This window comes from Cupriavidus sp. 01L46 (genome assembly GCF_056399905.1).
In genome coordinates this window covers 1-13727 of record NZ_JBFTSF010000169.1, presented here as the reverse complement: position 1 = coordinate 13727, position 13727 = coordinate 1, and the positions used below count along the sequence as shown (strand labels likewise).

At 65.5% G+C, this 13727-nt stretch carries 13 protein-coding genes; 12 read left to right on the top strand and 1 reads right to left on the bottom strand.

Annotation, left to right across the window (positions count from 1 at the left end):
• Positions 1-711: flagellar basal body P-ring formation chaperone FlgA (gene flgA / locus AC1DS3_RS25020; RefSeq protein ID WP_477128168.1), on the bottom strand; the 711-nt coding region annotated here is incomplete at its 3' end.
• Between the two features lie 222 nt (positions 712-933).
• Between flgA and flgB the strand changes: the two genes are divergently transcribed.
• From flgB to AC1DS3_RS24960, 12 genes are all read left to right on the top strand, one after another.
• Positions 934-1344, top strand: a complete 411-nt coding sequence (gene flgB / locus AC1DS3_RS25015) for a flagellar basal body rod protein FlgB (RefSeq protein ID WP_416051536.1) — start codon at positions 934-936, stop codon at positions 1342-1344.
• A gap of 7 nt (positions 1345-1351) precedes the next feature.
• Entirely contained in the window at positions 1352-1759 is a 408-nt protein-coding gene (gene flgC / locus AC1DS3_RS25010) for a flagellar basal body rod protein FlgC (RefSeq protein WP_006162655.1), read from the top strand.
• A 14-nt stretch (positions 1760-1773) separates the two neighbouring features.
• Positions 1774-2445 carry a flagellar hook assembly protein FlgD gene (locus tag AC1DS3_RS25005; RefSeq protein WP_441635665.1) on the top strand — a complete coding sequence of 224 codons (672 nt, stop codon included), beginning with the start codon at positions 1774-1776 and terminating at the stop codon, positions 2443-2445.
• A 56-nt stretch (positions 2446-2501) separates the two neighbouring features.
• Positions 2502-3743, top strand: a complete 1242-nt coding sequence (gene flgE, locus AC1DS3_RS25000) for a flagellar hook protein FlgE (protein WP_441635663.1) — start codon at positions 2502-2504, stop codon at positions 3741-3743.
• A gap of 50 nt (positions 3744-3793) precedes the next feature.
• A complete protein-coding gene (gene flgF, locus AC1DS3_RS24995; protein ID WP_416051539.1) occupies positions 3794-4537 on the top strand; it encodes a flagellar basal-body rod protein FlgF in 744 nt (247 codons plus the stop codon).
• A gap of 51 nt (positions 4538-4588) precedes the next feature.
• Positions 4589-5374, top strand: coding sequence for a flagellar basal-body rod protein FlgG (gene flgG, locus AC1DS3_RS24990; RefSeq protein WP_477128167.1), 786 nt, complete (start codon positions 4589-4591; stop codon positions 5372-5374).
• Between the two features lie 2 nt (positions 5375-5376).
• Positions 5377-6054 (top strand): flagellar basal body L-ring protein FlgH, encoded by a 678-nt coding sequence (flgH, locus tag AC1DS3_RS24985; RefSeq protein WP_477128166.1) that lies wholly within the window; start codon positions 5377-5379, stop codon positions 6052-6054.
• A gap of 14 nt (positions 6055-6068) precedes the next feature.
• Positions 6069-7202 carry a flagellar basal body P-ring protein FlgI gene (locus tag AC1DS3_RS24980; protein WP_416051540.1) on the top strand — a complete coding sequence of 378 codons (1134 nt, stop codon included), beginning with the start codon at positions 6069-6071 and terminating at the stop codon, positions 7200-7202.
• Positions 7203-7204: 2 nt separating this feature from the next.
• Complete coding sequence (gene flgJ / locus AC1DS3_RS24975) at positions 7205-8227, top strand: flagellar assembly peptidoglycan hydrolase FlgJ (RefSeq protein ID WP_043356992.1); 1023 nt, start codon at positions 7205-7207, stop codon at positions 8225-8227.
• A gap of 215 nt (positions 8228-8442) precedes the next feature.
• Positions 8443-10356 (top strand): flagellar hook-associated protein FlgK, encoded by a 1914-nt coding sequence (gene flgK, locus AC1DS3_RS24970; RefSeq protein ID WP_477128165.1) that lies wholly within the window; start codon positions 8443-8445, stop codon positions 10354-10356.
• Between the two features lie 37 nt (positions 10357-10393).
• Positions 10394-11626, top strand: a complete 1233-nt coding sequence (gene flgL / locus AC1DS3_RS24965) for a flagellar hook-associated protein FlgL (protein WP_477128164.1) — start codon at positions 10394-10396, stop codon at positions 11624-11626.
• A gap of 625 nt (positions 11627-12251) precedes the next feature.
• Positions 12252-13727: methyl-accepting chemotaxis protein (locus AC1DS3_RS24960; protein WP_477128163.1), on the top strand; the 1476-nt coding region annotated here is incomplete at its 3' end.

Sequence of the window (13727 nt, the reverse complement as noted above, 5' to 3'; positions counted from 1 at the left end):
CAGCACCACCGTGTCGCCGTTGCGCACCAGCGCATTGACCACCTGACCGCTCTTGAGCCGCACCTGGACGTTATTGCCCACTGCGGCCTCGGCCATGACCTTGCCTTCGCTGCTGAGCTGGAACGAATCGCCTTCCACCAGCACCGTCACGTTCTGGCCCTGGCGTACGGCAATGGCTTTCTTCAGCAGATCCATCCGCATCGGGGAACCCGCCGCGATGCGGTTGGCCGCCACCGCGCCGCTCACCTGAGCGGGATCCGTCACCACCGCGCGCGGCAGCGACGCCAGGTCGCCCTGGCGGACTTCCATGTCGGCCGCATCGATGGCCTCGCCGGGCATCAGGTTGCGCCCGGCCACATAGTAGTCGGCCACCACCGACACGCGCGCTTGCACGTAGCGGGTCCAGGGACGTTCGCCGGCGCAGCGCACGCCGACCGAGACCCGGCCCCAGGGGGACGCGCCCGGCGGCAGGAACGGCTCGGGCAACGGGCAATCCGGCGCGCGCCCGCCCGAGGGCGGCACCACCTGGATGGTGGCCTTGCCGGGCAGGCCGGCAGTCTGGCGCTCAAGGAATTGTTCGACCGCGGCGCGCACCGGGTCTTCGGGATACGGCGAGGGCGGCGCCGCGCCGGCGCTGCCGGCCAGCGTGCCGCCAGCGGCCAGCACGCAGAGCAGGGCGCGCGCCGCGGTGGCGCGGAAACGAGGGTTCATGTGTACATCCAGGCAAGGAAACGACGCGGGCCGCACCGCGAAAGCGGGTGCCGCGTGCGTGTCAACGGGTCCTATTGTAGGCAGCCCCGCGTTCTTGCTCGAGTCGAAATGCGCGGTTTTCTTTGCCCTATTCGTGCGATTGGCATGACGGGGCCGCCCCTAAGATGGCACACCTGAAGAAGGTCGACCTTCGTTGCTCTCCCCCTCCAGCGAGACACAGACATGATTGACAGACTCGATGCGGCGTTGCGCTTCCAACAAGAAGCGCTGAGCTTGCGGACCCAGCGGCAATCGGTGATTGCCTCCAATATCGCCCACGCCGACACACCCGGCTACAAGGCGCGCGACTTCGATTTCTCCAGCACGCTGGCGCAAAGCGTCGAGCGCGGAAAGCAAGCCGAAGGCGTGTCGCTGTCCACCACCTCGGTGCGCCACTTGCCGGGCGTGACGTCTGCGTTTGCCGACAAGATGCAACTCGACTACCGCATCCCGATGCAGTCGAGCATCGATGGCAATACCGTCGAGATGGACACCGAGCGCGTGGCCTTTGCCGACAATGCGGTGCACTTCGAGTCCGGGCTGACCGTGATGAGCGCCAAGATCAAGACCATGCTGTCGGCCATCCAGCAGTGAGCACGCCATGCCAGCAATGAACATCTTCGAAGTCGCCGGTTCGGCCATGGCCGCGCAGTCGCAACGCATGAACGTGACCGCGTCCAACCTGGCCAATGCGGACAGTGCGGTCGGCCCTAACGGCCAGCCCTACCGCGCCAAGCAAGTGGTGTTCGGCCTTGCTGCCACGCCGGGCCAGAACGACGTGGGCGGCGTGCAGGTGGAGGGCGTGATGGAGGATCCGTCGCCCCCGCGCATGGTGCACAACCCCACGCATCCGCTCGCCAATGCCGACGGCTACGTCACGATGCCAAACGTCAACCCGGTGGAGGAGATGGTCAACATGATCTCGGCCTCGCGTTCCTACCAGGCCAACGTGGAAGTCCTCAACACCGCCAAGAACATGATGCTCAAGACGCTGACCATCGGTCAGTAAAACCGGGATACGCAATGACCACGACCTCTTCCACAAGCAGCAGCACCAGCGCTGCCGGGATCGCCAATACCCTGCAAAGCGGCAGCGCCTCCGCCGCCGACCTGCAGAACAGCTTCCTGACGATGCTGGTCACGCAGATGAACAACCAGGATCCGCTCAACCCGATGGACAACTCGCAGCTGACCTCGCAGCTCGCGCAGATCAGCCAGGTGAGCGGCATGCAGACCTTGAACACCACGCTGAACTCGCTGCTGTCGCAAGTCAGCGCGAGCCGCGCAATGGATTCGGCGGCGCTGATTGGCCACACCGTGATGGTGCCGGGCAATGCCACCACGGTGGCCAGCGGCGTGCCGGGCCAGATCGGCGTGGACCTGCCGGCGACCGCCGACGCGGTCACGGTCAGCGTGCTCGACAAGGACGGCAACGTGGTGCGCACCATCGACATGAAGGGCCAGACCGCCGGCGTGCACGACATCGCCTGGGACGGCAAGAACGACGCAGGCGTGGCGGTTGCCGACGGCGACTACAGCTTCAAGGTCGCCGCCACCGCCAACGGCAAGAGTGTCGCGCCGGTCGCGCTGGTCTACGGCAAGGTCAACAGCATCAGTGGCGACTCCACGGGCGTGCTGGTCGACATCGGCGGCGGCCGCACCGCGCCGGTCGACGGCGTTCGCCGCATTCTTTAATCACGTGGCCACGCGCGAGACGCGCCGGCAGGATGTCAGGTAACTAGGAGAAAATCATGGGTTTCGGTCAAGGGGTAAGCGGCATCAATGCCGCCGCATCGAATCTGGACGTCATCGGCAACAACATCGCCAACGCCAACACGGTCGGCTACAAGCAATCGACCGCGCAGTTCGCCGACGTGTACGCCGGCACCAAGATCGGCTTGGGCACGACCGTGAATTCGGTGGTGCAGTCGTTCAACCAGGGCAATATCGAATCGAGCGGCAGTGCGCTCGATGTAGCCATTACCAATGGCAACGGCTTCTTCCGCCTGACCGATTCCTCGGGCTCGGTCTTCTACTCGCGCAATGGCCAGTTCCAGCGCCAGCAGGACGGCAGCATCACCAACGCGCAAGGCCTGAAACTGACCGGCTACCCGGCTGGCACGACCGGCGGCGGCGCTGTGCAGCCGCAGCCGCTGGTGGTGCCGAACACCACGATGGCCGCCAAGGCGACCACCACCCTCGGCATCTCCTTCAACCTGAACTCCGGCAGCACCGTACCGACCACGCCGTTCGCCAGCACGCCGGCCGCGCTGCCGACGTCGAGCATGTACAACTACAGCTCCGGCGTCACTGTCTATGACTCGCTGGGCAACGCCAAGCAGCTCACCGCGTACTTCTCCACGGGCACGCCCGGCGCGGGCACGTTCCCGGCAGCGGGTGGCGGCGGCACCGACTGGACGATGAACCTGACCGATGCGGCGGGCAATGTGGTTGGCGCGCCGGTCACGCTCAAGTTCGACTCGAAGGGCACACTGCAGTCGCCGGCCGCCGGCGCTACCACCGCCATCAACATTGCCGCCGCCAACGGCGCGGCACCCCTGGCCATCGCGATGGACCTGACCGGCACGACGCAGTTCGCCGGCGCCAACGACACCAAGCCGCCTGTGCAGAACGGCTATACCGCGGGCAGCCTGCTGGGCTTCGCGATCCAGCCGGATGGCACCATCCTTGGCAGCTATTCGAATCAGCAGACGCAGGCGCTGGGCCAGGTCGTGATGGCCGGCTTTGGCAACGTGCAGGGCCTCAAGCCGGAGGGCAACAATGTGTGGTCCGCGACCGGCGCATCGGGCCAGGCCGTGGTCGGCGCGGCCGGCGGAAGCCTTGGCACGCTCAAGTCCAATGCGGTGGAGGCATCCAACGTGGACCTGTCCGGCCAGCTGGTCAGCCTGATCGTGGCGCAGCGCAACTACCAGGCCAACGCGCAGACCATCAAGGCGCAGGACACCGTCATGCAGACGCTGGTCAATCTGTAATGCGCAGCGTTGGCAAGACGAGCCGCACGGACAGGAACTAAAGGGACGCCATGGACCGCATGATCTATACCGCCCTGTCGGGGGCCAAGCAGACGCTCGACCAGCAGGCCGCGGTGTCCAACAACCTGGCCAATACTTCCACGCCGGGCTTCCGCGCGCAGGTCAACATGTTCCGCGCGGTGCCGGTGGTGGGGCAAGCCTCGCCAACGCGCGCATTCACGCTGGCGTCCACGCCTGGCGCCGACTTCAAGGCCGGCCCGCTGACCTACACGGAGCGCCCGCTGGACGTGGCGCTGCAGGGCAACGGCTGGCTGACGGTGCAGGCACCGGACGGCACGGAAGCCTACACCCGCGCCGGTTCGCTGCAGGTGTCGGCGGACGGGCAGCTGGTTACCAGTACCGGCTTGCAGGTGATGGGCGATGGCGGCCCGATTGCGGTGCCGCCTGGCGCGCAGGTCACCATCGGCAGCGATGGCACGATCACCGCGCGCGGCCCTGGCGAGACCTCCGCGGGCCTGGCCCAGGTGGGCAAGCTGCGGCTGGTGAATCCACCGCCCGATTCGATCGCCCGAGGCGACGATGGCCTCTTCCGGCTGCGCCCCGGCGCGCAGCCGCTGCAGGTTGACGCCAATATCCGCGTGATTTCCGGCGCGATCGAAGGCAGTAACGTCAACCCGGTCGAGGCGATGGTCGACATGATCGCCAACGCCCGCCGCTTCGAAATGCAGATGAAGATGATCCAGGGCGCTGACACCAACGATCAGCGCGCTAATCAACTGCTCTCGAATAACTGAACTTTGAATTGATGTGCTGCCGCGGCTCGCGGCAGCCTTGTGAGGACAAACATGATCCGCTCTCTCTGGATTGCCAAGACCGGCCTCGATGCGCAGCAGACGCAGATGGACGTGATCTCGAACAACCTGGCCAACGTCTCCACCAACGGCTTCAAGCGTGGGCGTGCCGTGTTCGAGGAACTGATGTACCAGACCGTGCGCCAGCCCGGCGCATTGTCTTCGGACCAGACCACGCTGCCGTCCGGCCTGCAGCTGGGCACCGGCGTGCGCCCCGTGGCTACCGAGCGGATCCATACCCAGGGCAATCCGCAGCAGACCGGCAACAGCAAGGACGTGGCCGTGATCGGCCAGGGCTTCTTCCAGGTCACGATGCCCGACGGCACCACCGCCTACACGCGCGATGGCTCGTTCCAGACCGACCAGAACGGCCAGCTGGTGACGTCCAGCGGCTTCGTGATCCAGCCCGCCATCACCCTGCCGGCCAACTACACGGCGCTGACGGTTGCACGCGACGGCGTGGTCTCCGTGACCCAGCCCGGTTCGAGCGCCAACGTGCAGGTCGGCCAGCTGCAACTGGCTACCTTCGCGAACCCGGCCGGCCTGGAGAGCCTTGGCGAGAACCTGTACGTGCAGACCGATGCGTCGGGCGCGCCGAACACCACGGTGCCTGGCCTGAACGGCTCCGGCACGCTCCAGCAGAACTACGTCGAAGCGTCCAACGTGAACGTGGTCGAAGAGCTGGTGAGCATGATCCAGACCCAGCGCGCCTACGAAATCAACAGCAAGGCCGTGYAGACCTCCGACCAGATGCTGCAGCGCCTCACCCAGCTGGGATGATCATGATTGCCTCGCTGACTCGCCTGGGCGCGCTTGCCCTCTGCTGCTTCGCGACAGGTTGCGCGATGATGCCGCGCGAGCCGCTGGTCCAGCTGCCGACCTCCGCGCGGGCAGAGCCGCGCGCGCTGGCGCCGGCGAGCGGATCGATCTACCAGTCGTCGTACGCGGGCAATCCGCTGTTCGAKGATCGCCGGCCGCGCAACGTGGGCGACATCCTCACCATCGTGATCAGCGAGAACGTCAACGCCAGCAAGAACTCCGGCACCAATGCCAGCCGCACGTCCAACAGCGCGCTGGCCTTCGATGCCGTGCCCAGGGCGCTTGGCGGGCTGTTCAGCAGCGCTCAGAACGCAACCATGAGCGGCGCCAATGCGCTCAAGGCCAGCGGCGGCGCCAGCGCCACCAACACGTTCAATGGCACCATCACCGTGACCGTGCTGGAAGTGCTGGCCAACGGCAACCTCATCGTCTCCGGCGAAAAGCAGATGGCCATCAACCAGGGCGCGGAATACATCCGCTTCTCCGGGGTGGTCAACCCGCGCACGATCACCGGCGACAACGCGGTGCCGTCCACGCAGGTGGCCGATGCGCGCATCGAGTACACCGCCAAGGGCTATATCGACGAAACGCAGAACATGGGCTGGCTGCAGCGTTTCTTCCTCAATGTTTCACCGTATTGATCACTGACCGCGTCATGTCCCTGTCTTCGTTCCCCGCCTCGCGCAGCCGCATCGTCCGCGCTCTCTTCCTGGCGCTGACGCTGGGCCTGCTAGCAGGCGCGTCGCACGCGGAACGGCTGAAGAACCTGGCTAACTTCCAGGGCGTGCGCGACAACCCGCTGGTGGGCTACGGCCTCGTGGTGGGGCTGGATAACACCGGCGACCAGACCATGCAGACGCCGTTCACCACGCAGAGCCTGACCAACATGCTCTCGCAGCTCGGCATCACTCTGCCGGCCGGCAAGAACATGCAGCTCAAGAACGTGGCGGCGGTGATGGTCACTGCCACGCTGCCGCCGTTCGCTCGGCCCGGCAGCCAGCTCGACGTGGTGGTGTCGTCGATGGGCAATGCCAAGAGCCTGCGTGGCGGCACCTTGCTGATGACGCCCCTCAAGGGGGCCGACGGCCAGGTCTACGCGATCGCGCAGGGCAATATGCTGGTGGGCGGTGCGGGCGCGTCGGCCAACGGCAGCAAGGTGCAGGTCAATCAGCTGGCGGTGGGCCGCATTGCCAATGGCGGCATCGTGGAGCGCGCCGTGCCGGCGTTCCAGCCCGAAGGCGGCATCCTGAACCTGGAGCTGCGCGAAACCGATTACGGCACGGCCGAGCGCGTTGTCGAGGCGATCAATCGCGCGATGGGTGGCGGCGTAGCCAGCGCGCTGGACGGCAGGGTGGTGCAGGTGCGCACGCCTGCGGCCCCGAGCGCGCGGGTGGGCTTCATGGCCCGCATCGAGAACATCGAGGTCACGCGCGCCAAGGCCGCCGCCAAGGTCATCCTCAATGCGCGCACCGGCTCGATCGTGATGAACCAGGCCGTGACGGTGGACGACTGCGCGGTGGCGCATGGCAATCTGTCGGTGGTGATCAACACCCAGCCGGTGATCAGCCAGCCGGCGCCGTTCAGTGGCGGGCAGACGGTGGTGGCGCCGGTTTCGCAGATCAACATGAAGCAAGAGGGCGGCGCGCTGCAGATGGTCAAGGCCGGCGCCTCGCTGGCCGCGGTGGTCAAGGGCCTGAACGCGCTGGGCGCGACGCCGGCCGACCTGCAGACCATCCTTGAAGCCATGCGTGCCGCGGGTGCGCTGCGCGCGGACCTCGAGATCATCTGATCATGTCAGCTAGCCGCGTGGCCGCACAGGCCGAACTCTCGCAACGCTTCGCCCTGGATACGCAAGGCTTTGAAGGCCTCAAGCAAAGCGCCCGTACCGGAGCCACCCCGGAGACGCTGCGCACCGCCGCGCGCCAGTTCGAGGCGGTGTTCACGCAGATGGTGCTCAAGAGCATGCGCGACGCCACGCCGCAGGATGGCCTGTTCGACAACGAGCAGACCAAGCTGTACATGTCGATGATGGACCAGCAGCTGTCTCAGCAGATGTCCACGCGCGGCATCGGCCTGGCCGACGTGATGGTGCGCCAGCTCGCGCGCGCCAGCGGCGCGGGCCTGCCGCCCGAGCTCGCCGGCGCGGCCGCCAAGCAGGCGGCCGTGCAGGCGGGCATGGACGACGCGGCCCCCGGCCTTGCGCGCACGCTGGACATGCGCAACGGCGACGCGGACGCGCCGCGTGCGGGCAGCGTGGTGGCCGGCACCAGCTGGAACCCCACCGCGGGCCTGCGCCAGTACCAGTCGCAAGACACCGGTGCCTGGCAGGGCGGCAATGCCGTGTTGCCGGAAGACACACCGGCCCACATCAGCGCCTTCGTTTCCCGCATGGCGGGGCCGGCGCAATCCGCGGCGCGCGCCACCGGCGTGCCGGCCAAGCTGATCCTGGGCCAGGCGGCGCTCGAATCCGGCTGGGGCCGGCGCGAGATTGCCTACCCCGACGGCAGCACCACCTTCAATGTCTTCGGCATCAAGGCGGGCGCCAACTGGAAGGGCCAGGTCGCGGAAATTACCACCACCGAATATGTCGACGGCCAGCCGCAGAAGGTGCGCGCGCGCTTCCGTGCCTACGGCTCGTACGACGAAGCCTTTGCCGACTACGGGCGCTTGCTGAGCAACAACCCGCGCTACGCCGAGGTATTGGCGGCGGCCACGCCGGACGACGCGGCGCGGGGCCTGCAGCGGGCCGGCTACGCCACGGATCCGGCTTACGGCGAAAAGCTGGTCCGCATCATGCGGAAAGTGCCTGTCTGAGCGCATGCCGCGCCCTGGCCGGGCGCACGCCGACCGGACGCAAATTGTCGGCGCCGCGCACTAAAGTCTCCTTGTACTTCTGCCGTTACTTACATCATTCACCGCCGTCCATGTCCGGCAGCGGCGAACCGGCATCGAAGGCTCCGCGAGCAGCGGCCACGGTGCACGGATCGCCCGGTTGGGCACACGGCAGCCACCAGATGCGGGGTTAGAGCATGTCTCTCTTCAATATCGGACTTTCCGGCCTGAACACGGCGCAGAACGCGTTGACGACGGTTGGCCACAATATCAGCAATGCCACCACGGCAGGCTATACGCGGCAGAACACCATCATTGCGTCCGCGGGTGGCCAGTACACCAGCAGCGGCTTTTACGGGCAGGGCTCCAACACGACCACGGTGGTTCGCGTCTATGATGAATTCCTGACGGGTCAGCTGCGCAACGCCCAGTCCGCCAGCGCCCAACTCTCGACGTACTCCGCCCAGATCGGCCAGATCGACAACCTGCTGGCCGACCAGAAGGGCGGCATCGCGCCGCTGATGCAGAAGTTCTTCGCCGCCGTGCAAGGGGTGTCGGACACGCCGGCGGATCCGGCCGCGCGCCAGAACATGATCAATGCCGGGCAATCGCTCACCGGGCAGATGCGCGCCGCCAATTCCTACTTCCAGCAATTGCGTGACGGCGTCAATACCCAGGTGCAGAGCTCGGTAACGCAGATCAACGCCTACTCCCAGCAGCTTGCCAAGCTCAACGACCAGATCACGCGGGCTACCGCTGCCGGCGGCGGCCAGCCGCCCAATGACCTGCTCGACCAGCGCGACCAGCTGGTCTCGCAGCTGACCCAGCTGGTCGGCGTCAAGGTGGTGCCGCAGGACAACACATATAACGTGTTCGTCGGCAACGGCCAGCCCCTGGTGATGGGTTCGAACTCCTATGACCTGAAGGCGGTGCAATCGTCGGCCGATCCCTCGCGTACCACGATCGCCTACACGCAGGCCAACGGCAACGTGACCGAGATGGACGAGAGCACCCTCACCGGGGGCTCCGTCGGCGGYTTGCTCAAGTTCCGCACCGAGTCGCTGGATCCCGCGCAGAACGCCATCGGGCGGCTGTCGGTGACGCTGGCCCAGACCTTCAACGACCAGCATAAGCTCGGCGTGGACCTGACCGGCCAGATCGGCGGCAACCTGTTCAAGCTCGGCACGCCCGTCACGCTGCCCAAGAGCTCGAATACCGGCACCTCGCTGGTATCGGCCAGCATCAGCAACACGTCGCAACTGACCACCAGCGATTACACGCTGACCTACGACGGCACCAACTACTCGCTCACGCGCATGTCCGACAACAAGGTCGTGGCTACGCAGGCGGGTGCTACCGCCACCTATCCGCTGACGCTGTCGGCGGACGGCGTGGACGTCAAKATCCCGACGGCGATGTCGGCCAATGATTCCTACCAGATCCAGCCGACCCGCAATGTGGCCGCAGGCATGGACATGGCCATTACCGATCCCGCCAAGATTGCCGCCGCGGGCCCGCTGCGCGTCAGTGCAGGCACCACCAACACCGGTACCGGCACGGTCAAGGTCAGCAATGTCGCGCAAGGCTTCAGCCTGCCCGCTACCACGATCACGGCCAAGTACAACGGCGCCAATTACGTCTTTACCGATGCGACTGGTGCACCGGTCGTGCCCACCAGCGGCCCGACCCCCAGCGGCACTGCCACGCAATACTCGTTCAACGGTGTCACGGTCAGCTTCGACGGCACGCCCAAGACCGGCGACACCTTCACGCTGGCGCCCAACCTGAGCGGCGTATCCGACAACGGCAACGCGCTCACGCTGGCCAAGCTGCAAACTACCAAGACCATCGGCGGCGTGTCGAGCTATAACGACGCCTTCGCGCAGCTGGTCAACGACGTCGGCAGCCGCGCCAAGTCGGTGCAGATCGCGTCGACGTCGCAGGACAGCGTCACTACCCAGGTGCAAACGGCGCAGCAAGCCGTCTCGGGCGTGAACATGGATGAGGAAACGGTCTCCATGCTGCGTTTCCAGCAGCTCTACCAGGCCAACGCCAAGGTCATCCAGACTGCCACCACGCTGTTCGACACCATCATCGGTATCGGCCGCTGATCGCTTCTGAAGACCCGGATCTCCTAAAGGAACAGACATGCGCGTTGCAAGCTCCACGCTCTACCAGCTCGGCCTGRCCTCGATGAACAGCCAGCAAGGCTCGTTGCTGCATGTGCAGCAACAGCTCGGCACCGGCCGCCGTATCCTGACCCCGTCCGACGACCCGGTGGGCGCGACCCGGGCGCTGGTGGTCTCACAATCCAGCTCGGTCAACGACCAGTACGCCACGTCCCGCAAACAGGCCAACACCAACCTGTCCATGGAGCTGAGCTCGCTCAACAGCGTCGTCACCACCGTCCAGAACATCCAGACGCTGGTGGTGCAAGCCGGTAACGGCACCATGAGCGCCGCCGACCGCGCCTCGGTCGCCTCGTCGCTGCAGGACTCATACAACCAGCTGCTCGGCCTGTCCAACGCCGACGACGGCAACGGCCAGTTCCTGTTCGCGGGTTACCAGTCGTCCACGCCGCCGTTCGCGAAGAACGGCAGCGGCGCGGTGGTCTATGGCGGCGATACCGGCCAGCAACTGCTGCAGGTCGACGTTGCCCGCCAGATGCCCACCAACGACAACGGCAACGCGATCTTCATGAGCGTGCAGTCCACCGCCACCTACGTTGCCTCCTCGCCCACCACCAATACGGGTACCGGCGAGTTCAGCGCGATCTCGGTGACGGATCCGACCAACGCGTTGTACGGCCACAGCCTCTCGCTCAATTTCGCCACCGATGCCGTCACCGGCAAGATGCAGTACCAGGTAATGGACCAGAGCGCCGCGCCGCCGGCCGCCGTGGGCGCCCCGGTGAACTATGTCGACGGCGCCGGCATCTCGGTCGGCGGGCTCTCGCTGTCGATCAAGGGCACGCCCAAGGATGGCGATGTCGTCAACCTGCAACCCGCGAAGCAAGCCGGCACCGACATCTTTGCCAACCTGCAAAGCGTCATCAATGCCCTGAAGCAACCGATCGTCACCGACACCGACCGCGCCACCCTGGCCAACGCGCTGGCCACGGCAAACCGGCAGATGGCCAACTCGCTGGACAACGTCAGCACGGTGCAGACCTCGGTCGGCTCGCGCATGAATGAGCTCGATGCGCTCGACACTATCGGCACCAACCGCGGGTTGAACTACAGCCAGACGCTGTCGGGCTTGCAGGACCTGGACTACTACTCGGCCATGACCGAGTACTACCAGCGCCAGACTTCGTTGCAGGCGGCGCAGCAGTCGTTCATGCAGATCCAGGGGATGAATCTGTTCAAGTACCTGGGGTAAGCGCGGGATTTCAGCGGCTGGTGAGTTGTTAGGAAACAATAAAGGTCATCGCGTCAGCGCAACAAAACCCGAAACTGTAAATCGCCCCAAGAGCCTTGTACCATAAGGTTCTTGGGGCTTTATTGCTTGGGACCCTCTGATGCCTCGGTATCGTGCTCAGCACTGAAGCGTTTGCGCTTGTAAGAGGTCCCGTTTCTGAGGCGTAGCCGCACAGCCTGTGCAGCGCCAGCGCGATTGCGCCCGTCCATCTCCCGAACGCATATTTTGAGCTGAGCACCCGTATTCTTCGAATACCCCCGAGTTTGCCGGCTGCCGAGTCAAAGGCGGAAAACGCTCGCGAGGGGTCTCCCGCCAACTCCAGCCCGTCGCCTTTGCACATCTGATACCCAGGGTACCGTCAGTCCCCCGGCCGCCCATCGCTCTACCCGAGCGAGGAACAGGTTCCACCCCACCCTCGGACCCAGCGTAGGGCACTCGCGCCGGTTCTTGCCGCCGGCCTAAAGTTACCCACTCGGTTGCCGTAGTTAGCTCTGTGGTACCTAAGACCGGCCGATGCCGTGGTCTCAGGCACCGCGATAATGCCGTACTCAGACCGACTCACCCAGGTAACTTCACTCTCTTCGGTATGACCGCATCCTCGCTCCGCACCCGCATCGCACTGATCATGTCCGCCACGGTTGTCGGCGCTCTCGCACTCTCGGGTGCCGCCACCTATGGCATCGTCCGCGCAAATATGACGGCAACAATGGAGAGCGACCTTAGCGCCATCGCCAGTGGCAACACGCTGGCGATCGAACAATGGGTCGCCGCCAAGGCTTTGGCCGTCAAGACTGCAGCGGAGGTCGTGGAGAAAGGCGACCCCGCTGGCTTGGTCAAGTTTATGGGTGATGCCAACGGCTTTCCCGTGACCACCATCGGGTGGAGCGACAAGTCATACTACTCGAGCAGCAGCACGACGCCGAAGGACTACGACCCCACCGCGCGCCCTTGGTACAAAGCGGCGCTGGCCGCGGGCAAGCCGACTGTGACCAAGCCGTATGGAGATGTCTCGACTCGAGTGCCATACGTATCCTTTGCGGCGCCACTCATCCGTGACGGTGCGGCAATCGGCGCCGTCAGCGGCGCAGTGCCACTGGACGGCGTGCGAGAAGTCGTGAAGGCGATACATCCAACGCCTTCGAGCTTGGCCTTCGTCGTAGCCAGGGATGGCCAGGTAATCGCCCACGCCGATGCGAATCAGATGCTAAAGCCGGTCAGCGAGGTGACAGCCGCACTGACGCCGGCCGCGCTCGAGAACCTGGTTCGGGCTAGTGCGCCGCTAGAAGTGGAAATCCAGGGCGTGCCGAAGCTGCTAAAGGCCCAGGCTGTCGCCGGCACCGATTGGTATCTGGTGATCGCGCTCGATAAGGCCGAAGCCACCGTAGGCCTGCGCCACGTCGTAAGCGCCATGGGCATAGCCTTGGTCCTGCTTACCCTGGCTGCGCTCGGCATTGCCACCTTCTTTACCGCAAAGGCTCTGCGCAGGCTCTCCAGCGTACGTGACGCGATGGATACCATCGGGACTGGCGGGGGCGACTTGACCCGCCGGCTGGATGTCGTGGGCAATGATGAGGTGGCACAGATATCCGCGTCGTTCAACGCCTTCGTAGAGAAGATCGGCGCCGTGTTGGTCGACGTGCGTGCCGGTGTGCAGGGTATGACCTCGGCAACTGGCGAGATCGAGGCAGGTAATCGCGACCTATCCCACCGCACAGAAGCCTCAGCCAGCAATCTGCAGGAGACCTCGGCAGCCTTGACCCAACTGGCATCGAGTGTGAAGCAGACTGCGGAAGCGRCCGAGCAGGCAACGCAGTTGGCGGCTGATGCCAGCGCCACCGCGGCGCGCGGCGGCGAAGTTGTCTCTGGCGCTGTGCGCATCATGGACGAGATCGCCAAATCGTCGGGGCGGATCACGGAAATCATAGGCGTGATCGATAGCATCGCCTTCCAGACCAATATCCTCGCGCTTAACGCGGCAGTCGAGGCGGCGCGTGCCGGGGAACAGGGCCGCGGCTTTGCCGTGGTGGCTGGCGAGGTGCGGACCCTGGCTCAGCGCAGTGCC

What these genes read in the sequence shown, in the direction of transcription:
- AC1DS3_RS25005 (WP_441635665.1), top strand. Translation starts at nt 1,774, where the DNA reads ATGACCACGACCTCTTCCACAAGCAGCAGCACCAGCGCTGCCGGGATC.
- flgB (WP_416051536.1), top strand. Translation starts at nt 934, where the DNA reads ATGATTGACAGACTCGATGCGGCGTTGCGCTTCCAACAAGAAGCGCTG.
- flgF (WP_416051539.1), top strand. Translation starts at nt 3,794, where the DNA reads ATGGACCGCATGATCTATACCGCCCTGTCGGGGGCCAAGCAGACGCTC.
- AC1DS3_RS24980 (WP_416051540.1), top strand. Translation starts at nt 6,069, where the DNA reads ATGTCCCTGTCTTCGTTCCCCGCCTCGCGCAGCCGCATCGTCCGCGCT.
- flgE (WP_441635663.1), top strand. Translation starts at nt 2,502, where the DNA reads ATGGGTTTCGGTCAAGGGGTAAGCGGCATCAATGCCGCCGCATCGAAT.
- flgC (WP_006162655.1), top strand. Translation starts at nt 1,352, where the DNA reads ATGCCAGCAATGAACATCTTCGAAGTCGCCGGTTCGGCCATGGCCGCG.
- flgJ (WP_043356992.1), top strand. Translation starts at nt 7,205, where the DNA reads ATGTCAGCTAGCCGCGTGGCCGCACAGGCCGAACTCTCGCAACGCTTC.